The organism is Streptomyces sp. NPDC037271 (assembly GCF_055603605.1).
In genome coordinates this window covers 43,991-67,190 of sequence record NZ_JBVJVN010000030.1, presented here as the reverse complement: position 1 = coordinate 67,190, position 23,200 = coordinate 43,991, and the positions used below count along the sequence as shown (strand labels likewise).

21 protein-coding genes are annotated in these 23,200 nt (G+C 71.5%); 11 read left to right on the top strand and 10 right to left on the bottom strand.

Annotation, left to right across the window (positions count from 1 at the left end; all coding sequences use genetic code 11):
- Positions 1 to 225 precede the first annotated feature (225 nt).
- A complete protein-coding gene (locus ACZ7G3_RS32530; protein ID WP_470929986.1) occupies positions 226 to 906 on the top strand; it encodes a phosphatase PAP2 family protein in 681 nt (226 codons plus the stop codon).
- A gap of 282 nt (positions 907 to 1,188) precedes the next feature.
- Here the strand turns inward: ACZ7G3_RS32530 and ACZ7G3_RS32525 are convergent, their stop codons facing one another.
- From ACZ7G3_RS32525 to ACZ7G3_RS32500, 6 genes are read right to left on the bottom strand one after another with little or no spacing between them, the layout of a single operon-like run.
- Entirely contained in the window at positions 1,189 to 2,616 is a 1,428-nt protein-coding gene (locus ACZ7G3_RS32525; protein WP_470929984.1) for an NAD(P)/FAD-dependent oxidoreductase, read from the bottom strand.
- 35 nt (positions 2,617 to 2,651) lie between these two features.
- A complete protein-coding gene (locus ACZ7G3_RS32520) occupies positions 2,652 to 3,452 on the bottom strand; it encodes an ABC transporter permease (protein ID WP_470929982.1) in 801 nt (266 codons plus the stop codon).
- Complete coding sequence (locus tag ACZ7G3_RS32515) at positions 3,453 to 4,382, bottom strand: ABC transporter permease (RefSeq protein ID WP_470929980.1); 930 nt, start codon at positions 4,380 to 4,382, stop codon at positions 3,453 to 3,455. It lies immediately after the preceding gene.
- On the bottom strand, positions 4,382 to 5,566 hold the full coding sequence (locus tag ACZ7G3_RS32510; RefSeq protein ID WP_470929978.1) for an ABC transporter ATP-binding protein: 1,185 nt from the start codon (positions 5,564 to 5,566) through the stop codon (positions 4,382 to 4,384). The genes ACZ7G3_RS32515 and ACZ7G3_RS32510 overlap by 1 nt, the downstream gene beginning before the upstream one ends.
- Before the next feature lie 5 nt (positions 5,567 to 5,571).
- Positions 5,572 to 6,819 carry a polyamine ABC transporter substrate-binding protein gene (locus ACZ7G3_RS32505; protein WP_470929976.1) on the bottom strand — a complete coding sequence of 416 codons (1,248 nt, stop codon included), beginning with the start codon at positions 6,817 to 6,819 and terminating at the stop codon, positions 5,572 to 5,574.
- Positions 6,820 to 6,874: 55 nt separating this feature from the next.
- A complete protein-coding gene (locus ACZ7G3_RS32500; RefSeq protein ID WP_470929974.1) occupies positions 6,875 to 8,410 on the bottom strand; it encodes a gamma-aminobutyraldehyde dehydrogenase in 1,536 nt (511 codons plus the stop codon).
- 202 nt (positions 8,411 to 8,612) lie between these two features.
- Between ACZ7G3_RS32500 and ACZ7G3_RS32495 the strand changes: the two genes are divergently transcribed.
- A complete protein-coding gene (locus tag ACZ7G3_RS32495; RefSeq protein WP_470929972.1) occupies positions 8,613 to 9,242 on the top strand; it encodes an NADAR family protein in 630 nt (209 codons plus the stop codon).
- Positions 9,243 to 9,495: 253 nt separating this feature from the next.
- On the opposite strand, the gene ACZ7G3_RS32490 is transcribed toward ACZ7G3_RS32495, so the two are convergent.
- Positions 9,496 to 10,215 carry a DUF4190 domain-containing protein gene (locus ACZ7G3_RS32490; RefSeq protein ID WP_470929970.1) on the bottom strand — a complete coding sequence of 240 codons (720 nt, stop codon included), beginning with the start codon at positions 10,213 to 10,215 and terminating at the stop codon, positions 9,496 to 9,498.
- 157 nt (positions 10,216 to 10,372) lie between these two features.
- Between ACZ7G3_RS32490 and ACZ7G3_RS32485 the strand changes: the two genes are divergently transcribed.
- From ACZ7G3_RS32485 to ACZ7G3_RS32475, 3 genes are all read left to right on the top strand, one after another.
- Complete coding sequence (locus ACZ7G3_RS32485; protein ID WP_426600152.1) at positions 10,373 to 11,434, top strand: adenosine deaminase; 1,062 nt, start codon at positions 10,373 to 10,375, stop codon at positions 11,432 to 11,434.
- A gap of 14 nt (positions 11,435 to 11,448) precedes the next feature.
- Positions 11,449 to 12,168: a glycerophosphodiester phosphodiesterase gene (locus ACZ7G3_RS32480; protein WP_470929968.1), complete on the top strand. Its 720-nt coding sequence runs from the start codon at positions 11,449 to 11,451 to the stop codon at positions 12,166 to 12,168.
- A gap of 149 nt (positions 12,169 to 12,317) precedes the next feature.
- Positions 12,318 to 13,478 (top strand): serine hydrolase domain-containing protein, encoded by a 1,161-nt coding sequence (locus ACZ7G3_RS32475; RefSeq protein WP_470929966.1) that lies wholly within the window; start codon positions 12,318 to 12,320, stop codon positions 13,476 to 13,478.
- Here ACZ7G3_RS32475 and ACZ7G3_RS32470 read toward each other — a convergent pair.
- The 3 genes from ACZ7G3_RS32470 to ACZ7G3_RS32460 all read right to left on the bottom strand — a co-directional run bounded on the left by ACZ7G3_RS32470 (position 13,456) and on the right by ACZ7G3_RS32460 (position 16,816).
- Positions 13,456 to 14,013, bottom strand: a complete 558-nt coding sequence (locus ACZ7G3_RS32470) for an HXXEE domain-containing protein (RefSeq protein ID WP_470929964.1) — start codon at positions 14,011 to 14,013, stop codon at positions 13,456 to 13,458. The two genes, ACZ7G3_RS32475 and ACZ7G3_RS32470, sit on opposite strands and share 23 nt — an antisense overlap.
- A gap of 13 nt (positions 14,014 to 14,026) precedes the next feature.
- On the bottom strand, positions 14,027 to 15,217 hold the full coding sequence (locus ACZ7G3_RS32465; protein ID WP_470929962.1) for an ABC transporter substrate-binding protein: 1,191 nt from the start codon (positions 15,215 to 15,217) through the stop codon (positions 14,027 to 14,029).
- A gap of 159 nt (positions 15,218 to 15,376) precedes the next feature.
- A complete protein-coding gene (locus ACZ7G3_RS32460; RefSeq protein ID WP_470929960.1) occupies positions 15,377 to 16,816 on the bottom strand; it encodes a gamma-aminobutyraldehyde dehydrogenase in 1,440 nt (479 codons plus the stop codon).
- A gap of 209 nt (positions 16,817 to 17,025) precedes the next feature.
- Here ACZ7G3_RS32460 and ACZ7G3_RS32455 point away from each other — a divergent pair, with 209 nt between their 5' ends.
- The 6 genes from ACZ7G3_RS32455 to ACZ7G3_RS32430 all read left to right on the top strand — a co-directional run bounded on the left by ACZ7G3_RS32455 (position 17,026) and on the right by ACZ7G3_RS32430 (position 23,087).
- The gene (locus tag ACZ7G3_RS32455; protein ID WP_351398245.1) at positions 17,026 to 17,541 is read left to right on the top strand and encodes an Lrp/AsnC family transcriptional regulator; all 516 of its coding nucleotides are present in this window, start codon (positions 17,026 to 17,028) and stop codon (positions 17,539 to 17,541) included.
- 2 nt (positions 17,542 to 17,543) lie between these two features.
- Positions 17,544 to 18,917 carry an aspartate aminotransferase family protein gene (locus ACZ7G3_RS32450; RefSeq protein ID WP_426600157.1) on the top strand — a complete coding sequence of 458 codons (1,374 nt, stop codon included), beginning with the start codon at positions 17,544 to 17,546 and terminating at the stop codon, positions 18,915 to 18,917.
- A gap of 406 nt (positions 18,918 to 19,323) precedes the next feature.
- Positions 19,324 to 20,100, top strand: coding sequence for an ABC transporter ATP-binding protein (locus ACZ7G3_RS32445; RefSeq protein ID WP_470929958.1), 777 nt, complete (start codon positions 19,324 to 19,326; stop codon positions 20,098 to 20,100).
- Complete coding sequence (locus tag ACZ7G3_RS32440) at positions 20,082 to 21,548, top strand: hypothetical protein (RefSeq protein WP_470929956.1); 1,467 nt, start codon at positions 20,082 to 20,084, stop codon at positions 21,546 to 21,548. Before ACZ7G3_RS32445 ends, ACZ7G3_RS32440 begins: the two co-directional genes overlap by 19 nt.
- A gap of 182 nt (positions 21,549 to 21,730) precedes the next feature.
- On the top strand, positions 21,731 to 22,138 hold the full coding sequence (locus ACZ7G3_RS32435; protein ID WP_426522026.1) for a VOC family protein: 408 nt from the start codon (positions 21,731 to 21,733) through the stop codon (positions 22,136 to 22,138).
- A 238-nt stretch (positions 22,139 to 22,376) separates the two neighbouring features.
- Positions 22,377 to 23,087 carry an LAETG motif-containing sortase-dependent surface protein gene (locus ACZ7G3_RS32430; protein ID WP_426600160.1) on the top strand — a complete coding sequence of 237 codons (711 nt, stop codon included), beginning with the start codon at positions 22,377 to 22,379 and terminating at the stop codon, positions 23,085 to 23,087.
- Positions 23,088 to 23,200 lie beyond the last annotated feature (113 nt).

The window sequence follows — 23,200 nt, the reverse complement described above, 5'->3', positions numbered from 1 at the left end:
AGCTTCGACCTGGTCGTGCCTCGCGCACACAACCGGAACCCGAGGGCTCCGGGTCTCCTCACCGATCGGACGGTCGCCCGCCCCACACCCCCCGGGGCGCGCGGCGTTCCGGTCAGGACGGCCGTTTCGGCACCCGGGACGGTGGTTCACCGAAGGGTCGGCGCACTCCCCCCTCGTGCCGGCCCTTCGGTGTTTCGCGCCGGCGGGCCTGCGAAGCTGGGCGCCATGCCGGTCTCCCCCCGCCCTCGCACACGGTCCGCCCTGGTCGGGCTGCCCGTCCTCCTCTTCGCGCTGATCACCTGGCAGGTCGTCGCCGACGGCCCGCTGACCGGAGTGGACGAGCGGCTGAGCAGGGCGCTCGTCCACCCGGACCGGTTCTCCGAACTGCTGGCCGACCTCGGCAACGTGCAGGTGGCGGTGCCCGTCCTCGCCCTCGCCCTGGTTTACGTCGCATGGCACGGGCGCGCCCATGGTGCGGACCGCTGGTGGCTGCCGCCGCTCGCCGGGGCCCTGGCGATGGTCCTGGTGCCGGCGCTGGTCGCCCCGCTGAAGGCGTGGACCGACCGCCCCGGCACCCCTGCCGTGCCTCCGGCCGTCGGCTACTACCCCTCCGGCCACACCGCCACCGCGGTCGTCGCGTACGGCGCGGCGGCGCTGCTGCTCCTGGGTCCGCTGCGCTCGCCGGCCGTCCGCCGTGTGCTCGTCGTGCTCTGCGTGGTCCTGGTCCTCGGTGCCTCCTACGGGCTGGTGCGCCGGGGTTACCACTGGCCGCTGGACGTGGTGGCCAGTTGGTGCCTGGGGGCGGTGCTGCTGGCCGGCGTCGCACCGGTCGCCCGCCGGAACTCACCGCCGGTCGGCCGGAGTACGCGCCGAATGCCTCCTGGAACGCCGCGCACCGGTCCGTGAACTCCCCGTTCCCGGACCGGTCCTCGTGGAGCGCCGCGCCATCACGCCTCGCAGGCGGGCCGGGTGCCGTGACCACGCGGGCGGGCCCGGTGCCGTGACCGCGCAGGCGGGCCCGGTGCCATGACCACGCAGACGGGCCCGGTGCCATGACCACGCAGGCGAGCCCGGTGACCACGCAGACGGGCCCGGTGCCATGACCACGCAGGCGACCCCGGTGCCATGACCACGCAGACGAGCCCGGTGCCATGACCACGCGGGCACGCCTGCGCCCCCGGACGCGGCTCAGCTGTCGAAGCCGAGCCCCAGCCTGTCCATCGTCCGCAGCCACAGGTTGCGCCGGCCGCCGTGCGCGTCCGCGCGGGCCAGCGACCACTTGGTGAGCGCGATGCCGGTCCAGGCGAAGGGTTCCGGCGGGAACGGCAGCGGCTTCCTGCGGACCATCTCCAGCTCGGTGCGCTCGGTGCGCTCGCCCGACAGCAGGTCGAGCATCACCTCGGCGCCGAACCGGGTCGCGCCCACGCCGAGTCCGGTGTAACCGGCCGCGTAGGCGACCTTCCCCTGGTGCGCGGTGCCGAAGAACGCCGAGAAGCGGGAGCAGGTGTCGATCGCGCCGCCCCAGGCGTGGGTGAAGCGGACGCCCTCCAGCTGCGGGAAGCAGGTGAAGAAGTGTCCGGCGAGCTTGGCGTAGGTCTGCGGGCGGTCGTCGTACTCGGCGCGCACCCGGCCGCCGTACGGGTAGATCGCGTCGTAGCCGCCCCACAGGACGCGGTTGTCGGCGGAGAGCCGGAAGTAGTGGAACTGGTTGGCGCTGTCCCCTAGGCCCTGGCGGTTCTTCCAGCCGACCGAGGCCAGTCGCGCGTTGGTGAGCGGTTCGGTCATCAGGGCGTAGTCGTAGACCGGGACGGTGTAGGAGCGCACCCTGCGGACCAGGTTCGGGAAGATGTTGGTGCCGAGCGCGACCGTACGGGCGCGGACCCCGCCGTACGGGGTGCGTACGGCCATGCCGGCGCCGTACGGCCGCAGGGTGAGCGCCGGCGTGTGCTCGTACACGCGGACACCGAGGTCGAGGCAGGCTCGCCGGAGGCCCCAGGCGAGCTTGGCGGGGTTGACCATGGCCACGCCCCGGCGGTCGTACAGGCCCGCGCGGAAGGTCGGGGAGTCGACCTGTTCCCGTACCGCATCGGCGTCCAGGTACTCGACGCCGTCGGCGAGGCCCTTGGCGCGGATCTGCTCGTACCAGCCCTTGAGCTCGCGGGCCTGGTACTCCTCCGTCGCGACGTCGATCTCGCCGGTGCGCTCGAAGTCGCAGTCGAGGCGGTGGCGGGCGACCGCCGTCTCGATCGCGTCGAGGTTGCGGACGCCCAGTTCCTCCAGCCGGTGGATCTCGTCGGGCCAGCGGGTGAGGCCGTTGGACAGGCCGTGGGTGAGGGAGGCGGCGCAGAAGCCGCCGTTGCGGCCGGAGGCGGCCCAGCCCACCTCCCGGCCCTCCAGCAGCACCACGTCCCGGCCGGGGTCGCGCTCCTTGGCGATCAGCGCGGTCCACAGTCCGCTGTAGCCGCCGCCGACGACCAGCAGGTCACAGGTCTCGGGTCCGGTGAGGGCGGGCTGTGGGCGGGGGCGGCCGGGGTCGTCCAGCCAGTACGGGACCGGCTGGGCGTCGGAGAGGGATTTCGTCCAGTCGTTGCTGCGACTCATGGCGCTCGGGGCCATGATTTCAACTCCCTACGAATGCGGTACGGAACGCACTACACCTTGCGGCGGTTTCGGCGGTTGCCGATGGCCATGGAGGCCAGGACGAACAGCACGGCGATCACGAACATGGCCGTGCCGACGACGTTGATCTGGACGGGCGTGCCGCGCTGGGCCGATCCCCAGACGAACATGGGGAAGGTGACGGTGGAACCCGCGTTGAAATTGGTGATGATGAAATCGTCGAAGGAGAGCGCGAAGGCGAGCAGCGCGCCGGCGGCGATCCCGGGGGCCGCGATGGGCAGCGTGACGCGGACGAAGGTCTGGAAGGGGCCGGCGTACAGGTCCTGCGCGGCCTGCTCCAGCCTCGGGTCCATCGACATCACGCGCGCCTTCACGGCGGTCACCACGAAGCTGAGGCAGAACATGATGTGGGCGATCAGGACCGTCCAGAAGCCGAGCCGGGCACCCATGTTGAGGAACAGGGTGAGCAGCGAGGCGGCCATCACGACCTCGGGCATCGCCATCGGCAGGAAGATCAGCGAGTTGATCGCGCCGCGGGCGCGGAAGCGGTAGCGGACCAGTGCGAAGGCGATCGCCGTGCCGAGCACGGTGGCGCCGAGCGTCGCCCAGAAGGCGATCTGGAGGCTGAGCGACAGGGAGCCGCACAGTCCGGCGACGCCGCACGGGTCCTTCCAGGCGTCCGTGGAGAACCGCTGCCATTCGTAGTTGAAGCGCCCGTTCGGTTTGTTGAACGAGAACACCGTGACGACGATGTTGGGCAGCAGGAGATAGGCGAGCGTCAGCAGTCCGGCGATGACGACCAGATTGCGCTTGAACCAGTTGACGAAGGCCATCTAAACCAGATCCTCCGTGCCGGACTTGCGGATGTAGAAGGTGACCATGGCGAGAATCGCGGCCATCAGGACGAAGGAGAGGGCCGCCGCCGTCGGATAGTCCAGCACCCGCAGGAACTGGGACTGGATGACGTTGCCGATCATGCCGGTGTCGGCCGAGCCCAGCAGGGAGGCGTTGACGTAGTCGCCGGTGGCCGGGATGAAGGTCAGCAGCGTCCCGGAGACGACGCCCGGCATCGACAGCGGGAAGGTGACCCTGCGGAAGACCGTGGACGGCTTGGCGTACAGATCGCCGGCCGCCTCGTGCAGCCGGCCGTCGATGCGCTCCAGTGACGTGTACAGCGGAAGGATCATGAAGGGGAGGAAGTTGTACGTCAGACCGCAGACCACCGCGAGCGGTGTGGCCAGCACGCGGTCGCCGGCCGTCCAGCCGAGCCAGCTGGTGACGTCCAGGACGTGCAGCGTGTTCAGGACGCCGACCACCGGCCCGCCGTCCGCGAGGATCGTCTTCCAGGCCAGGGTGCGGATCAGGAAGCTGGTGAAGAACGGCGCGATCACCAGGATCATGATCAGGTTGCGCCAGCGGCCCGCGCGGAACGCGATCAGGTAGGCGAGCGGATAGCCGAGCAGCAGGCACAGCACGGTCGCGGAGGCCGCGTAGGCGACCGAGCGCAGGAACTGCGGCCAGTACTCGGACACCGCGTCCCAGTAGGTGACGAAGTGCCAGGTGACCTTGTAGCCCTCCTCCAACGAGCCCGTCTGCACGGAGGTGGAGGCCTGGTAGATCATGGGCGCGGCGAAGAAGACGACCAGCCACAGGATGCCGGGCAGCAGCAGCCAGTACGGCGTCCAGCGGCCCCTCTTGCGCGGGGGCTTCTGCTCCGGCGCGGGCGGGGAGAGCGGTGGTGGCGCCTCGGTGAGGGTGGACATCAGGCGGCCTCGCCCTCGGCGACGCCCGCGTCGATGTCCTGGGTGGCGTCCAGGCCGAAGGTGTGCGCCGGGTTCCAGTGCAGGACGACGTCGGCGCCGGGGGCGAGGCGGGCGTCGCGGTCGATGTTCTGGGCGTAGACCTCGAACTCGGGGCAGGCCGCGCAGTCGACCACGTACTGCGTGGAGACGCCGATGAAACTGGTGCTGCGGATCCGGCCGGTGATGCGGTTGCGGCCCTCGGGGACGGAGCCGGCGTCGTCCGCGTGGGTGATGCCGATCTTCTCCGGGCGTACGCCCACCAGTACCCTGCCGCCCGCCCGGGCCGGCGCGGAACACCGGGCGCCGGGCAGGACCAGCTTGTCGCCGGCCGCCTTCACCGCTACGTCGTCACTGTCGCCGCTGCGGGTGTCGACCTCTGCCTCGATGAGGTTGGAGGTGCCGAGGAAGTTGGCGACGAAGGTGGTCCGCGGGTTCTCGTACAGGTCGGCGGGGGCGCCCAGCTGCTCGACCCGGCCGGCGTTCATCACGGCGACCTGGTCGGCCATCGTCATGGCCTCCTCCTGGTCGTGCGTGACGTGCACGAAGGTGATGCCGACCTCGGTCTGGATGCGCTTGAGCTCCAGCTGCATCTGGCGGCGCAGCTTGAGGTCGAGGGCGCCGAGCGGTTCGTCGAGGAGGAGCACCTTGGGGTGGTTGATCAGGGCGCGGGCGACGGCGACGCGCTGCTGCTGGCCGCCGGAGAGCTGGTGCGGCTTCTTGCGGGCCTGCTCGCCGAGCTGGACGAGGTCGAGCATCTCCCCGACCTGCTTCTTCACGCTCTTGATGCCGCGCCGGCGAAGGCCGAAGGCGACGTTCTCGAAGATGTCGAGGTGCGGGAAGAGGGCGTAGGACTGGAAGACCGTGTTGACCGGCCGTTTGTACGGCGGGAGCGCGGTCACGTCCTGGTCGCCGAGGTGGACGGTGCCGCCGCTGGGCTCCTCCAGTCCGGCGATCATGCGCAGGGTGGTGGTCTTGCCGCAGCCGGAGGCGCCGAGCAGGGCGAAGAAGGAACCCTGGGGCACGGTCAGGTCGAGCGGGTGCACGGCGGTGAAGGAGCCGTAGGTCTTGCTGATGCCGGCGAGGCGGACGTCGCCGCCGCGGTCCGTCGCGTCCGGCTGGGTCTTCGTCGTATTCGTCGTCGTCATCGTCGTCACGCCCCAGTGAGCTTCGCGAACTTCTCTTCGTAGGCCGTCTCTTCCTTCGGACTCAGTGAGCAGAAGGCACGGGAGAGGGCCTGCATGGCCTGGTCGGGAATGATCAGCGGATTGTTCGCCGCGTCCTCGTCGATCTTCGCAAGCTCGTCCTTCACACCGTCGACGGGACAGACGAAGTTGATGTAGGCGGCGAGTTCGGCGGCCGGCCCCGGCTCGTAGTAGTAGTCGATGAGCCGCTCGGCGTTCGTCTTGTGGCGCGCCTTGTTGGGGACCAGCATGTTGTCGCTGGACGTGATGTATCCGCTGTCCGGGATGACGAAGTCGACGTCCGGGTTGTCCGCCTTGAGCTGGACCACGTCCCCGGCCCAGGCCAAGCAGGCCGCGAAGTCGCCCTTGCTGATGTCGGCGGTGTAGTCGTTGCCGGTGAAGCGGCGTATCTGGCCGCTGTCGACGCCCTTCTGGAGCCGGGCGATCGCCGCGTCGTAGTCGTCGTCGGAGAAGCGGGCCGGGTCCTTGCCCATGTCGAGCAGCACCATGCCGACGGTGTCGCGCATCTCCGTGAGGAAGCCGACGCGGCCCTTGAGCTTGGGGTTGTCGAGCAGGTCGGAGACCGTCTTCACCTCGACGCCGTCCAGCGCCTTCTTGTTGTAGGCGATGACGGTGGAGATGCCCTGCCAGGGGTACGAGTAGGCGCGGCCCGGGTCCCAGTCGGGGTTGCGGAACTGCGGCGACAGGTTGGCGAAGGCGTGCGGCAGGTTGGCCGGGTCCAGTTTCTGGACCCAGCCGAGGCGGATCAGCCGGGCGGCGAGCCAGTCGGTGAGCACGATGATGTCGCGCCCGGTCTCCTGCCCGGCGGAGAGCTGCGGCTGGATCTTGCCGAAGAACTCACCGTTGTCGTTGATGTCCTCGGTGTACTTGACCTTGACGCCGGTGCGCTTCGTGAACGCCTCCAGCGTGGGGTGTCGCCGGCCGCTCTCGTCGATGTCCATGTACTCGGTCCAGTTGGAGAAGGAGACCTCCTTCTCCTCCTTGGACCGGTCGTCGGACGACACCCCGCCCTCGGTCTTGCCGGCCGGCGGGATGCCGCAGGCGCTCAGCGTGCCGAGGCCGCCGACCGCGAGCGCGCCGCCCGCGGAGGCGCGCAGCAGTGAGCGGCGGGTGAGCGCGGCCCTGCCGCTGGTGAAACTGCGCCGCATGGCGGCCGCTCGGGCCGGGGACAGGCGGTCGGGCTCGTACTGCTCCATGCGCGTGGTTGCCCTTTCGGGTGTCTCGGCCGTGGTCGGCGGCCTCTCGTCGTGACTATCGGTCCCCGAAGACGGTGCGGTGCCAGTCCTTGGCCGCCACCGCGGTGTTGTCGAACATGACGTGCTTGACCTGCGTGTACTCCTCGAAGGAGTAGGCGGACATGTCCTTGCCGAAGCCGGACGCCTGGTATCCGCCGTGCGGCATCTCGCTGATGATCGGGATGTGGTCGTTGATCCACACGCAGCCCGCCTTGATCTCGCGGGTGGCGCGGTTCGCCCGGTACACGTCCCGGCTCCAGGCGGAGGCGGCGAGCCCGTACGGGGTGTCGTTGGCCAGCCGGATGCCCTCGTCGTCGGTGTCGAAGGGCAGGACGACCAGGACCGGCCCGAAGATCTCGGACTGGACGGCCTCGCTGTCCTGGGCGGCGTCGGCGATGAGGGTGGGCCGGTAGTAGGCGCCGTCCTTCAGGTCGCCCCGCGGTGCCTCGCCGCCGCACACCACGCGCGCGTAGGAGCGGGCCCGGTCGACGAAGCCGGCGACGCGGTCCCGCTGGACGTGGCTGACCAGCGGTCCGAGGTCGGTGCCGGGAGCGAAGGGGTCGCCGACGCGGACGGTGTCCATGAGGGCGGCGGTCCTCTCGACGAACGCCTCGTAGAGGGGCCGCTGCACGTACGCGCGCGTGGCGGCCGTGCAGTCCTGGCCGGTGTTGATGAGGGCGCCCGCCACGGCTCCGTTGACGGCGGCGTCGAGGTCGGCGTCGTCGAAGACGAGGAAGGGCGCCTTGCCGCCGAGCTCCAGGTGGAGGCGCTTGACGGTGGCCGTGGCGACCTCGGCGACGCGCTTGCCGACGGCGGTGGAGCCGGTGAAGGAGGTCATGGCGACGTCCGGGTGGCCGACGAGGTGCTCGCCGGCCTCCCGTCCGGTCCCGCTGACGATGTTGATCACGCCGTCGGGGATGCCGGCCGCGGTCGCCGCCTGGGCGAACATCAGGGAGGTCAACGGCGTGATCTCGGCGGGCTTCAGCACGATGGTGTTGCCCGCGGCGATCGCCGGCAGGATCTTCCAGGCGGCCATCTGGAGGGGGTAGTTCCAGGGCGCGATCGACCCGACGACGCCGATCGGCTCGCGGCGCACGTACGAGGTGTGGTCGCCGGAGTACTCCCCCGCCGACTGGCCCTGCAACTGCCGGGCGGCACCCGCGAAGAAGGAGGCGTTGTCGACCGTGCCCGGCACGTCGAACTCACGGGTCAGCTTCAGCGGCTTCCCGCACTGCAGGGACTCCGCACGGGCGAAGTCCTCGGCGCGGTCGGCGAGGACGGCGGCGAACCGGTGCAGGGCGTCGGAACGCTCCCCCGGGGTGGCGCCGGCCCAGCCGGGGAACGCCTTGCGCGCGGCGGCGACGGCCGCGTCGACGTCGTCGGGACCGGCGAGCTCGTAGGTGAGGACGTCCTCGCCGGTCGCCGGGTCGACGACCGTGTGCGCGCGTCCGGAAGTACCCTTCGTCAGACGGCCCGCGATGTACTGGGCCCCCTCCGAGAAGCGGTCCTGGGCCGGGAATCGGTCCGCGGTGGCGTGGTCCGGGCTGTGCATGTCGGCTCTCCTCGGTCTCCCCGTGACGGGGGCCGGCGTGGCTCAGGCTCGATGTGAGTGCCGATCCTGACAGAGCACCAGACCTCCAACAAGTGATTCCGTTGTTGCCATTTGGTTACGCGACGGAATCTGTCGACCAGGTGTCGAGTCGCCACGGAAAAGGACGGACGGAGTGTCAGTGGCGCGTGCCAGACTCGCGTGCATGGAGAGGGTCACGGGGGCGACGGAGCCGATCGGCAGCAGGGAAGCGCTGCGCGAGCGGGTCCGTGCGGGCGCCAGGATCAAGTACCTGTGCTTCTGGGGGCACCGGCCGCTTCCGGACGGCCGGATCGGGCCGAGCTGTCTGAGCCAGTGGTGGCCGTCGCCGTTCACCGTGTCCGGGGTGGGGTACGCGACGGCGGAGCACTGGATGATGGCGGCCAAGGCCCGGCTCTTCGAGGACGCGGAGGCCGAGCGGCGGGTGCTGGCGGCTGATCATCCCGCCGTGGCCAAGAAGGCGGGGCGGCTGGTGCGCGGCTTCGACGAGGCGGTGTGGGAGCGGGAGCGGTTCCGGATCGTCGTCGAGGGCAGCGTCCACAAGTTCGCCTCGGACCCGGCGCTGCGCGCGTTCCTGCTGAACACGGGCGAGAGGGTGCTGGTGGAGGCGAGTCCCGTGGACCGGGTGTGGGGCATCGGCCTGGCCGCCGACGACGAGGCGGCGACGGACCCGGAGCGGTGGCGGGGGCCGAATCTGCTGGGGTTCGCGCTGATGGCGGCACGGGGGCTGCTGCGGGAGAGCGACCCGAGGGCGTCCCCGGGGCCGCCCCCTTCGTCCGGCGCTCCGGCCCGCTGACCCTCGTCGGCTCAGCGGCTCGCTGACCTCCAACGGCTCACGGGCCCGCTGGCCCTTGCCAGCTCGGCGGGCGCTCATGGGGCCTCGACGTTCACAGGGCGCTCGGAGCCTTCCGAAGGTCGGGCAGCGCTCGGAGCCCCCGAAGGGCGGAGGGCGTTCGGAGCCCGCGAAGGTCAGCCGACGCTGACGACGCTCGCGGAGTCCGGCGAACCGGCCGACGGCAGCGGCAGCGGCAGCGGCAGCGGCAGCGGCGTCACAGTTGCCACAGCGCGGCCGAATCGTGCGCCGGCGCAGCTGTCGCCGCCGGGCGGCCGGCGCCGTAGTAGGGGTCGTCGTAGTCCGACTCGTCGTTGATCGCGGCGGTGATCCCGACGGCGATCAGAGCGATCACGACGATCCCGAGGACGATCCCGACGATGCCCATGACGAAACCGGCCTGCGCCTGACCGTGGTTGTTGGCCTCGCCGCGCTCGGCCCTCCGGCGTCCCTTGACCCCGAAGACCACGGCGAGGACACCGAGCACCAGGGAGACCACGCCGTACAGGCAGAACAGGGTGCAGGCGAGGATGCCCAGCACCATCGCCGCGGTGCCCATGCCGTTCTGCGGAGGCATCGGAGCGCCGGGCCAGCCGTACCCCTGGGGGTAACCGGGATAGCCGTACCCGCCCGGGGCGCCCGGGACACCCGGACCGCCGGGCGCGATCGGCGGAGGCGGCACCCTGTCCGCGGGAGCGGCGAACCCGGCGGCAGGCATCGCCATGCCGCCGGTCGGCATCCCCGTGACCGTCGCCTGGTCGTGCACGGACGGCGGTTGCGGCTGCCCGAACGGCCCGGCTCCGGCGGGTGGCCGGACCGGCTCCTGCGGCTGCCCCGGGACGGCGTGGCCCTTGGCCGGCGACGGCCTGTCCTCGGGGGCCGCCCATGGATTGTGAGCACCGGCGGAGCCCTCACCCGGCTGCGCTGTGTCCGACATGCTGTTGTCCCCCTGGGTCGATCGTGCCCGTCATGCTACGGTCCCGGGCCGTCCGGCGTGAGACCGGCCTACGATGATCCCCGACCCACCGATCAGCCGATCACCCGCGTCCCGCCGGCCCGCGCCGGCCCGGGGCGCCCGTTCCGGGGAGGAACCCATGACCGAGCACCTCGTCGACCCCGACGTCCCGCGCGATCTGCACGCCTTCATCGCCGGTCTGCCCAAGGCCGAACTGCACGTCCACCACGTCGGCTCCGCCTCCCCGCGCATCGTCTCGGAACTGGCCGCGCGCCACCCCGACTCCAAGGTCCCCACCGACCCCGAGGCCCTGGTCGACTACTTCCAGTTCACGGATTTCGCGCACTTCATCGACGTGTACCTGTCCGTCGTCGACCTGATCCGCACCCCGGAGGACGTACGGCTGCTGACGTACGAGGTGGCCCGGGACATGGCCCGGCAGCAGGTGCGCTACGCCGAGCTGACCATCACCCCGTTCTCCTCCACCCGGCGCGGCATCGACGAGGGCGCCTTCATGGACGCGATCGAGGACGCCCGCAAGGCGGCCGAGGCCGAGTTCGGGACCGTACTGCGCTGGTGCTTCGACATCCCCGGCGAAGCCGGCCTGGAGTCCGCCGAGGAGACGACGCGGCTCGCCACCGACGACCGGCTGCGCCCCGAGGGCCTGGTCTCCTTCGGGCTCGGCGGGCCCGAGATCGGGGTGCCGCGGCCCCAGTTCAAGCCGTACTTCGACCGGGCGATCGCCGCCGGACTGCACTCGGTGCCGCACGCCGGCGAGACCACCGGCCCGCAGACGGTGTGGGACGCCCTCACCGACCTGCGCGCCGAACGCGTCGGGCACGGCACCAGCTCCGCCCAGGACCCGAAGCTGCTGGCGCACCTCGCCGAGCGGCGCATCCCGCTGGAGGTGTGCCCGACCTCGAACATCGCCACCCGCGCGGTGCGCACCCTGGACGAGCACCCCATCAAGGAGTTCACGCGCGCCGGCGTCCTGGTGACCGTCAACTCCGACGACCCGCCGATGTTCGGCACCGACCTCAACAACGAGTACGCGGTCGCCGCCCGGCTCCTCGACCTCGACGAGCGGGGACTCGCCGACCTGGCGAAGAACGCGGTCGAGGCGTCCTTCCTCGACGTGCCCGGCAAGGCGAGGATCAGGGACGAGATCGACACGTACACCGCCGCCTGGCTCTCCTCCTGAGGCGGGACGCCCTCATGGACGCCTCACGCGACGTGACCGCCGTGGCCCACCGCGGCGACCCGTACCGGTACCGCGAGAACACGATCGAGTCGCTGCGCTCCGCCCTCGGCCGCGGCGCGGACGCGGTCGAGACCGACGTACGCCTCACCCGCGACGGTGTGCCCGTGCTGCTTCACGACGAGACGCTGAAACGCCTGTGGCAGCACGACCGGCCGCTGCGCTCCCTGTCGGCGGAGGAGGTGCGCGGGCTGACGGACGGCCGGGTGCCGACGCTCGCGGAGGCGCTGGCCGCGACCGACGGCAGCCGGCTGATGCTCGACCTGCCGGGCGGGCCGGGCGAGCGGGCGGTCCGGCGCATCGTGGACGTGGTCCGCGAGTGCGGGGCCCAGGACCGCGTGTACTACACGGCCGGCGCCGCGGCCATGCTCGCCGTGCGCGCCGCCGATCCCGCCGCCGAGATCGCGATGACCTGGACGACGGGGGCACCGCCCCGGCCCGCGCTGCTGGCGGCGGTGCGGCCGAAGTGGCTCAACTACCGGTTCGGGCTGGTGAACCAGGCCTTGGCCGAGCGGGTCCACGGCGACGGCTGCCTGCTGTCGGTGTGGACCCCGGACACCCGGCGCTCCATGCGCCGGCTGATCGCGCTGGGCGTCGACTCGATCACCACCAACCGCATCGACACACTGTGCGCGCTGCGCGACGGCAACGGAGCCGCCCGGCCCCGTAAGGGATGACCCGAACAACTCCCGTTTCTCGTAGTGGAGTTCCCCGAGTCCGGCTACGGGGCGGGCACCCTACTCACCGACGATCCGCCAGAGGGCGCGGCGCACAAGGATGATCAACGATCCTTCCGCCGCAACCGCCCTCACCCCTGGAGCAGTCGATGCGTGCCCGCACCCACTCCGTCCTCGCCGCCTCCGTGGTCCTCGCCCTGGCCGCCGGCCCGTTGGCGGCCCCGGCGTTCGCCGCGCCGCCCGCCGCGGCATCCAGATCCGCCGTCCAGGACGGGCCGAACGAGGCAGCGCTGCGCGCCGCCCTCGCCGGGCTCCCGAACCAGCACGCCACCGCCGCCCTCGTGCGGGTCGGCACCCCCGACGGCGACTGGCAGGGCAGCGCGGGCGTGCGCGACCTGGCCGGTGACCGGCCGGCCCACTCCAACGCCCGCTTCCGGGCCGGTTCGATCACCAAGGTCGTCACCGCCGCCACCGTCCTGCGGCTCGCGGCGCAGGACGAGATCGACCTGGACGCGCCGGTGCAGGGCTACCTTCCCGACCTGTTCACACCCGAGTTCGAGCAGCCGATCAGCGTACGCCAACTGCTGAACCACACCAGCGGCATCAAGCCGGGCGACGGTCTCGGCGACGACTTCGCGGAGGTGTACGCACACCGCTTTGAAGCCCTCACCCCGCAGCGGGTCGCGGCGTCGGCGATCGCCAAGGGACCGGAGGACTTCACCCCGGGGAAGCGGCAGCAGTACCTGAACATCAACTACACGATCCTCGGCCTGCTGATCGAGAAGGTCACGGGGCACTCGTACGCCTCCTCGGCCACGCGCCTGGTCCTGCGCCCGGCCGGCATGCACCACACGTACTTCCCGGGCACGGACCCCCGGATCCGGGGCCCGCACAACCGGGGCTACCAGGCGGTGGCCCAGCCGGACGGCACGACGAAGCTCCTCGACGTGACCGAGTGGAACCAGGCGGACCGCTGGGCGGCCGGCGACATGATCTCCACCACCGCCGACCTGGAGAAGCTGCTCACCACGCTGTTCCGGGGGAAGATCGTGCCGCAGCCGGAGCTGGAGGAGATGTTCACGCCCCCGGCGGGCGTTCCGGGCGCGCGGCGCAGCGCGGGGCTGGAGTACCAGGAGGTCGACGGCGAGGTCTTCTGGGGCAAGTCGGGGTCCCGCTACGGATACAGCGCGGCCATCGGCGGCACCCGCGACCTGAGCCGCACCCTCGTCTACTCGGTCAACGCCACGGACGCCAAGAGCGCGGAACGGAACCCGGTCCTCGACGCGATCACCTCGGCCGCGCTGAAGTAGCCCCCGTCAGCCGCCGCGCCACCGCGTGCGCCCCGACCGTCGCCGCGCCCGCGAAGCCGAGCCCCACGGCGAGGTCGCGCGGGCGCGTGGCGCGCAGGACACCGGCGCGGCGCAGCCGGTGGCGGGCCCAGAGCGCGAACGGCACGACGACGAGGGGCGAGGTCGCGGACCCGGGCGTGTAGCCGCGCACCAGTGCCGCCTGGGCCAGGTGGACCAGGCCGTGCAGACCGAAGGCGTTCAGCGCCGCCTGGTACGCGGCCGACCGGCCGCCGGTGAGCCGGCCCGCGGCGGACGCGGCGGCCACGACCGCGGTCATCGCCCCGACCGCCAGCGCGAACTCCCGCCCGTCGACCGACCCGGCCCGCCGCCACACGGCCTCCGGCACGGTGGGGAACCGCTCGCGCAGGGCGGGCAGCTCACGCCGCCACCAGCCCGGCACGGTCGCCAGTTCCTCGACGTCGTGCAGCGCCCAGGCGGCCAGCAGCCCGATCGTGACCGCCGCGCCGACCTCTTCATCACCCGGTGAATTCACCACACCGGTCAGTCTGCTACGCACCGACGATCCCGTTCCACCGCTTCGCGAACTCCGACCGCTCCCCCGCCCCGATGTCCCGCGCGATCGCCAGCCGCTCGCGCATCGCCGAGTCCGGGAAGATCAGCGGGTCCTCGGCCAGGGCGGCGGTCTCCTCGTCGTCGGAGGAGGCGAGCACGTCCTGGGCGGCGGGGACGGGGCAGACGTAGTTGACCCACGCGGCCAGCTCGGCGGCGACCTCCGGCTGGTAGTAGTAGTCGATCAGCCGCTCGGCGTTGGCCTTGTGGCGGGCCAGGTTGGGGATCATCAGGGACTCCGACCACAGCTCGGCACCCTCCTCGGGTACGACGAACTCGATGTCCGGGTCGTCCGCCTGGAGCTGGATCACGTCACCGGAGTAGGCCTGGCAGGCCAGCACGTCGCCGCCGGCGAGGTCCTTGATGTAGTCGTTGCCGGTGAAGCGGCGGATCTGGCCCTTCCCCACCTGCTCCTCCACCCGGTCGCACATCGCGTGGAAGTCGTCCGCCGTCCAGTCGGTGATGTCGACGCCGTCGCCCTGCATCAGCAGCGCGAACGCCTCGTCCATGCCGGACAGCAGGGTCACCCGGCCCTTGAGGTCGGCCGCCCACAGGTCGGACACGTGCCGGATCTCCCGGCCGAGCCTGCGGCGGTTGTACGCGATGCCGGTGATGCCGGACTGCCAGGGCACGGTGAACCTCCGGCCCGGGTCGAAGGCGGGCGAACGCAGCAGCGGGTCCAGGTACTCGGTGACGTTCGGCCGGCGGGAGCGGTCCATCTCCTGGACCCAGCCGAGCCGGACGAACCGCCCGCACATCCAGTCGCTGATGACGATCAGGTCGCGGTCGGTGGGCTGGTGGTTCATCAGGAACGGGCTGATCTTGCCGAAGAACTCGTCGTTGTCGTTGATCTCCTCGATGTACTCGACGGAGATGCCCGTCTCGTTCTCGAACGCCTCCAGCGTGGGCCGCCGGCTCGGACGCTCGTCGTCGGTGTCGATGTACAGCGGCCAGTTCGCCCAGGTCAGCCGCCTCTCGGTGGCGGACCGGTCGGTGGCGGCGCGGTCGCCCGGTGCGACGTAGGCGGCCGGTACGCCGCAGCCGGCCAGTGCGCCGAGCGCGGCGGAGCCGCCCAGGCCGCGCAGCAGGGTACGGCGGGAGAGCGAGGGCGTCTTCGGGGGCAGGGGCATGGCACGAAGGATCCCGCGCCCGCGTTCACCCGGACAACCGACGCTGCGTCGAGCGGGTCCGTCCAGGCCCGACACCCTGTCGACCGGCACGGGTTCCCGGTCCACGCGGTGCGGCCCCGGACCGGGGTTCCCGTCCGGGGCCGCGCACGAGCCGGGGCGTCAGCCGTCCAGCGACGTCATCACGTGCTTGATCCGGGTGTAGTCCTCGAAGCCGTAACCCGACAGGTCCTTGCCGTAGCCGGACTTCTTGAAGCCGCCGTGCGGCATCTCGGCGACCAGCGGGATGTGGGTGTTGATCCACACGCAGCCGAAGTCCAGCCGCTTGGACATCCGCATGGCGCGGCCGTGGTCCTTGGTCCACACCGAGGAGGCCAGCGCGTAATCGACGCCGTTGGCCCACTCGACCGCCTGGTCCTCGTCACGGAAGGACTGGACGGTGATGACGGGGCCGAAGACCTCGTTCTGGATGATCTCGTCGTCCTGCTTGAGGCCGGAGACGACGGTCGGGGCGTAGAAGTAGCCCTTGTCGCCGACCTGGTGGCCGCCCGCCTCGACCTTGGCGTGGGCGGGGAGCCGCTCGATGAACCCGGTGACCTGCTTGAGCTGGTTCGGGTTGTTGAGCGGGCCGTACATGACGTCCTCGTCGTCCGGCTGACCGGTCCTGATCTCGGACGCGGCCTTCGCGAGCGCGCTCACGAACTCGTCGTGGACCGACTCGTGGACCAGCACGCGGGTGGCCGCGGTGCAGTCCTGGCCGGCGTTGAAGTAGCCCGCCTCCGAGATGCCCGCGACGGCCTTGGGGATGTCGGTGTCCTCGAAGACGACGACCGGGGCCTTGCCGCCCAGCTCCAGGTGGACCCGCTTGAGGTCCTTCGACGCCGACTCGGCGACCGACATGCCGGCCCGCACCGAGCCGGTGATGGAGGCCATCGCCGGGGTCTCGTGCTCGACCATCAGGCGGCCGGTGTCACGGTCGCCGCAGACGACGTTGAAGACTCCCTTGGGCACGATCGAGCCGATGATGTCGGCCATCAGGGCCGTGGACGCGGGGGTGGTGTCCGAGGGCTTCAGGACGACCGTGTTGCCCGCGGCGAGCGCCGGGGCGAACTTCCACACGGCCATCATCATCGGGTAGTTCCACGGCGCGACCTGCGCGCAGACCCCGATCGGCTCGCGGCGGATCATGGAGGTCAGGCCCTCCATGTACTCACCGGCGGCCCGCCCCTCCAGCATCCGCGCCGCGCCCGCGAAGAAGCGGATCTGGTCGACCATCGGCGGGATCTCCTCGGAGCGGGTCAGCCCGATGGGCTTGCCCGTGTTCTCCACCTCGGCCGCGATGAGCTCCTCGGCGCGCTCCTCGAACGCGTCCGCGATCTTCAGCAGGGCCTTCTGCCGCTCGGCCGGGGTGGTGTCGCGCCAGGCCGGGAAGGCCGCGGCGGCGGCGGCCATGGCGGCGTCCACGTCCGCCTGCCCGGACAGGGGGGCCGTCGCGTAGGCCTCGCCCGTGGCGGGGTTGACCACCTCCGTGGTCCGTCCGTCGGCGGCGTCCCGGAACTCACCGTCGATGTAGTTGCGCAGACGACGCAGCTCGGTGCTCACTGCCGGCCCTCCAAGTTCGGTGTCTACTTCGGTCTCTCGGGTTCGGACCTCGCTGGCGTCGCTCGTGTCCAAACACTGAGACACCCACCCTAGACGCAGACCCCACGTTTTCAACACCCCCGGTCGCCGCTGGGATGCGAAATCCGCAGCAGTTTGCGACCCAGACAACGGATTTCATCGATCCGACCTTGCGAAACTGTCGATACGTCGTGCACAGTGAAGCCGTGGCCAGTCGAAGCGCAGACCAGAAGGACTCCCGCGAGTCCAGGAACGGCGGTCCCCAGTTGGACGCCGTCTCACTCGCCATCATCGAGCAGCTCCAGGAGGACGGCCGCCGGCCGTACGCCGCCATCGGCAAGGCCGTGGGCCTGTCGGAGGCGGCCGTGCGCCAGCGCGTCCAGAAACTGCTCGACCAGGGCGTGATGCAGATCGTCGCCGTCACGGACCCGCTCACCGTGGGCTTCCGCCGGCAGGCGATGGTCGGCGTCCGTGTCGAGGGCGACGTGGAGTCCGTCGCCGACGCGGTGACGGCCATGTCCGAGTGCGAGTACGTGGTGATGACCGCGGGCTCCTTCGACCTGATGGTGGAGGTCGTCTGCGAGGACGACGACCACCTTCTGGACGTCATCAACAAACGCATCCGGGCCGTCCCCGGAGTGCGCTCCACCGAGAGCTTCGTCTACCTCAAGCTCAAGAAGCAGACCTACATGTGGGGAACCCGATAATCGTGAGCACCGACAGCCCCAAGGACCTCAGCAGGACCGCCTACGACCACCTGTGGATGCACTTCACCCGCATGTCGTCGTACGAGAACGCCCCCGTCCCCACCATCGTCCGCGGTGAGGGCACCCACATCTACGACGACAAGGGCAAGCGCTACCTCGACGGTCTCGCCGGCCTGTTCGTGGTCCAGGCCGGACACGGCCGCACGGAGCTGGCGGAGGCCGCGGCCAAGCAGGCGCAGGAGCTCGCCTTCTTCCCGGTGTGGTCCTACGCCCACCCCAAGGCCGTCGAGCTGGCCGAGCGCCTGGCGAACGAGGCCCCCGGGGACCTCAACAAGGTCTTCTTCACCACCGGTGGCGGAGAGGCGGTCGAGACCGCCTGGAAGCTCGCCAAGCAGTACTTCAAGCTGACCGGCAAGCCGACCAAGTACAAGGTCATATCGCGCGCGGTCGCCTACCACGGCACCCCGCAGGGCGCCCTGTCCATCACCGGCCTGCCCGCCCTGAAGGCGCCGTTCGAGCCGCTCGTCCCGGGCGCGCACAAGGTGCCGAACACCAACATCTACCGCGCCCCGCTCTTCGGCGACGACCCGGAGGCCTTCGGCCGCTGGGCCGCCGACCAGATCGAGCAGCAGATCCTGTTCGAGGGCCCGGACACGGTCGCGGCCGTCTTCCTGGAGCCCGTGCAGAACGCCGGCGGCTGCTTCCCGCCCCCGCCCGGCTACTTCCAGCGGGTGCGCGAGATCTGCGACCAGTACGACGTGCTGCTCGTGTCGGACGAGGTCATCTGCGCCTTCGGCCGCCTGGGCACGACGTTCGCCTGCGACAAGTTCGGCTACGTCCCGGACATGATCACCTGCGCCAAGGGCATGACCTCGGGCTACTCCCCGATCGGCGCGTGCGTCATCTCCGACCGCCTGGCCGAGCCGTTCTACAAGGGCGACAACACCTTCCTGCACGGCTACACCTTCGGCGGTCACCCGGTCTCCGCCGCGGTCGGCCTCGCCAACCTCGACCTGTTCGAGCGCGAGGGCCTCAACCAGCACGTACTCGACAACGAGGGCGCGTTCCGCGCGACCCTGGAGAAGCTGCACGACCTGCCGATCGTCGGCGACGTCCGCGGCAACGGCTTCTTCTACGGCATCGAGCTGGTCAAGGACAAGGCCACCAAGGAGTCCTTCAACGACGAGGAGACCGAGCGCGTCCTGTACGGCTTCCTCTCCAAGAAGCTCTTCGAGAACGGCCTGTACTGCCGTGCCGACGACCGCGGCGACCCGGTCATCCAGCTCGCCCCGCCGCTGATCTCCAACCAGGAGACCTTCGACGAGATCGAGCAGATCCTGCGCGCCACGCTGACGGAGGCGTGGACGAAGCTCTGATCCAGGCCCGCTCCGATCATCCTTCTGGCTGATCATCACCGGCCCCGGTACCGCCCGTTCGAGTGAGACACGGCGGCCCGGGGCCGCGTGCTGTCCGGCCTCCCCGCGGGGACTGCCTAGCGTGCCCTTGGACTCCTCCCCCTCGCTGGACGACAGGGATCTCCGCCTCACACCGCCCCGTCGCCCGGCGAACGGCCGAGTCCCAGGCGATCAGCACCAGCCGGGTCGAGACCAGCCCGGGTCGGCACAACCGCCAGGGAGGTGGTAGCACGTGCTCGGTTCTCGCGACGCGCTGTCCACAGCGGACTCTCCGCGCGACCAGGCCCGTGCTCTCCGGTCCTCACCTTCGTTCCCCCGTACGAGGCAATCAGCACGGTACTTCTGATCAGAACCGAGGTGTACGCCCATGGAGGCCCCGCCGGACCACGACGTGCTCTGCGCCCGCGCCCTGCACTTCCAGCACCACGACGGCTCCCCCGCGCTGCAAGGCGTGTCGCTCGGTGTCCGCGAGGGCGAGATCGTCGCCGTGAGCGGCCCGCGCGGCAGCGGCAAGACCACGCTGCTGCGGTGTCTGGCCGGGCTGGCCCGGCCGCAGGACGGCGAGGTGTGGTTCGACGGCGTGCCGGTGCACACCATGGGCCCGCTCCGCCGCGAGCGACTGCGCCGCGACCGCTTCTGCTGGATCGACCCCGCCCCCGTGCTCGTCCCGGAACTCAACGCCTGGGAGAACGCCGCCCTCCCCCTCATGCTGCGCGGCACCGGCCGGCGCCGGGCCAAGACCGCCGCCCTGGAATGGCTGGAACGCCTCGACGTCGGCGACAAGGCCCGCCGGCGCCCGGCCGAACTCCAGCAGGCCGAGCGGCAGCACGTCTGCATCGCCCGCGCGCTCGCCGCCGCCCCCGCGGTCCTCTTCGCCGACGAGCCGACGGCCCCCCTCCACCGGGCCGACCGCGCCCGCGTCCTGCGGACCCTCACCACCGCGGCCCGCTCGCACGGCATCACCGTCCTCCTCGCCACGCACGACGCGCGGACCGCCGCCCTCGCGGACCGCACGGTGGCGCTGCTGGACGGACGGCGGGTGCGGACCCTGCACCTCCCCCCGGTCGCCGAGACCGCGGTGGCCACCGAGGCCACCGGGGCCTCCGGAACGGAAGGCCGGGCGGCGTGCTCGCTCTCCGCCTGACCCGCGCCGCCCACCTCGCCGTCCAACTGCGCCGCCTGCTGGTCGCGGTGGCCTCGGCGGGCACGGGCTTCCTGCTGCTGTGCGCCCTCGGCCACGCGATGACCCACCCGGACGCACCCGGCGCCTCCGCCCTCCGCCTGGCCTGGTGCGCGGCGCCCCTCGCCGCCACGGTGTACCTCGCCGTCGCCGTGGCCCGCACCGATCCCGGTACCCGGCCCCGCCCGGGGCTGTCGGCGATCGGTCTGGGTCCCGGCCGGCTGATGGCCGTCTCGGTGACGACCACGGCCCTGTCCGGCACGCTCGGCTCGGTGGTGGCCCTGCTCGTCTTCCTCCATCTGCGCGGCGACCTGGCCGGCCTGCCCTTCGGCGGCGTCACGGCCGACTCCCTCGCCGTCGGCCACCGCCTCCCCGGCCCGGCGGCACTGACCCTGCTGACCCTGGCACCGGCCGCGGCGTCGGCGGCGGTCGCGGTGACGCTGCGCCCCCGCGATCCCCGCTCCGCCCCGCCCGCCGGCTCACGCGGCTACGGCCGCTTCGGCGCGTACGGCTGGGGCACGGCCCGCGAGACCTTCGGGGCGTACGGCCGCTTCGGTGCCCGCTGGGCCGCGGCCCCGGCGGCAGGCGGAGCCGCTCGGCCCGTCCGGCCCGCGGACAGTCGTCCCGCTGGGGCCGCACCCGTCCCGCCGGGAGGCGGCCTCCTGCCGACGCGGGCCGGTGCCACCCTCCCCCCAGCCACGACAGACACACCCCGGCCGGCGCCGGACGCCGCCCCCGGCCCCACGACCGACACCGCCCCCGGCTCCACGACCGACGCCTCCCCCGACACCGCACCCACCGCCGCGACCGACACCGCGCCCGGCCTCCAGAACACCGCCGCCCTCCCCTGGGGCATCGCCGTGCTCACCCTCGGCCTCGCCGTCGAGACCTACGCCGGCGGCACAGCCACCACCCCCGACACCGCCCCCTCCGCCGGCGTCCTCATCGGCTGGGCCGTCACCGCGCTGGGCCTCGCCCTGGCCGGCCCCGGCCTCACCCACCTGTGCGGCCGCCTGCTGCAGGCGGCCCGGCCCGGCGCCCTGCGCCTCCTGGCCGGCCGTGTCCTCATGGACGAGTCGAACCGCATCGGCCGCCCCCTCGGCGTCGTCTGCGCCGTGGCCTCCGCCGCCTACGTCGCCGCCACGCTGTACGACACCGGCGGGCCGGTCCTCGGCCCGCTGAGCGTCTTCGGCGCCCTCCTCGTGGCCGGCTGCACGGTGGCCACCCTCCTCACCGCGGCCGTCGAGGCCAAACACGCCCGCGCCGAGACCACGGACGCCCTGCTGCGGCTGGGCGCGCCCCCGGCGACGCTGCGCGCCGCCGCCGCCGTACGCGCCGCCGCCCTGTTCGCCCTTTTCGGCCCGCTGACCCTGATCGTCGCGGAGCTGGCGTCGCTGCCGCTGGCCCGCTGACCCCCGTACCGGCCCTGTACCGGCGCTGTACCGGCCCCCGCACGCACCCCGGTACGGACTCCCGTACGGACCTCGGAGAAAGTTCCAGGAAATCCGCGAACCGGCGATGAGTTCCGGGTGCCCTTGGCGTCTAACCCTTCGAACGGCATGACCACAGCAGTACACCGACGGGAGAGGCCCTCATGTACCAGCAGATGATCTTCGTGAACCTGGCCACCAACGACCTCGACGCCTCGAGGAAGTTCTTCACCGAGCTGGGTTACGAGATCAACGCCCAGTTCAGCGACGACACCACCGCTTCGATCCCGCTCAGCGAGACCATCGTCGTGATGGTGCACACTCCGCAGAAGTACCGCGAGTTCACGAAGAAGGAGATCGTGGACTCGACGAAGTCCAGCGAGGTGCTGATCGCACTGAGCGCCGAGAGCCGCGAGAAGGTCGACGAGCTGGTGGAGAAGGCGGTCGCGGCCGGCGGCTCGGTCTCCGGCGAGACCCAGGACCTCGGTTTCATGTACGGCCGCGCCTTCGACGACCTGGACGGCCACACCTTCGAGGTCGTGTGGATGGACCCGGCGGCGGTCCAGGGCTGATCCACCCGCGGGCCTGCCTGCGGGTGGGCCACCGGTGGCGGACCGGGAAGGCTTCCAGGGCACCGAAACGTCTCGGCGGTTAATGAGACGGCAAAGCCAACACCCTTGACGGGCCCATGCGTTGACACTGCTTATGAACCACTTATAAACCAGTGAGGCTCGTGGGTGTGCCGACGCCGCGTCATCACGCGTCAGCACCCACTTCACCCCCCGCATCAGCGCTCCCGTAAGGACAAACGTGGCAGTCCTGTCCCTCATCAGTCGCACGGCCTCACGCCGTAGCGTTCGCGCCCTCGGCGTCGCCTCCGCCTCGGTGGCCCTGGCGGTCGGCGCCGCCGGCAACGCCCTCGCCTGCGACATCAGCGAGTTCTCCGCCGCCGCCAAGTGCGAGGGCGACAAGGGTGTCATCACCGTCACCGACGTGGACCCCGCCGGCATCCCGGCCACCGTCACCGTCTACCTGCAGAACAAGGGCTCAGACGCCGAGAAGATCGGTGAGCAGGTGGTCAGGGGCTCGCGCGAAGGCAGCACCATCACGTTCGCCGCGGACTGGAAGCCGAACGCCGAGTACCGCATCCACGTCAGGGCCGAACAGTACGTCGACGAGGACATCAAGCCGAACCTCGTGACCCCGTCGACCCCCTGCAAGACGGAGGACACACCGTCCCCGACCCCGTCGGAGAGCTCCTCCACCCCGGCCGAGGAGACGGAGACGCCGGCCCCGGCACCGTCCACGTCGGCCCCGGAACCCGCGAAGAGCGAGAGCACCGCACCGGCGGCCGTGCCGAGCAACGCCCCGTCCCCGGCGGCCGGTGAGTCCAACCTCGCCGAGACCGGCGCCAACTCCAACACCGGCGTGATCGTCGGCATCGCGGCGGCCCTGGTCGCCGTCGGTGGCGGCGCGGTCTTCTTCGGCCTGCGCCGCCGTGGGGCGAACAGCAACCGCTGACGCCCCGCGCACCGTGGGGGGGGGGGGGGGGGGGGGGGGGGGGGGGGGGGGGGGGGGGGGGGGGGGGGGGGGGGGGGGGGGGGGGGTTGTCGCGGCGGAGGGAGGGGATAGCA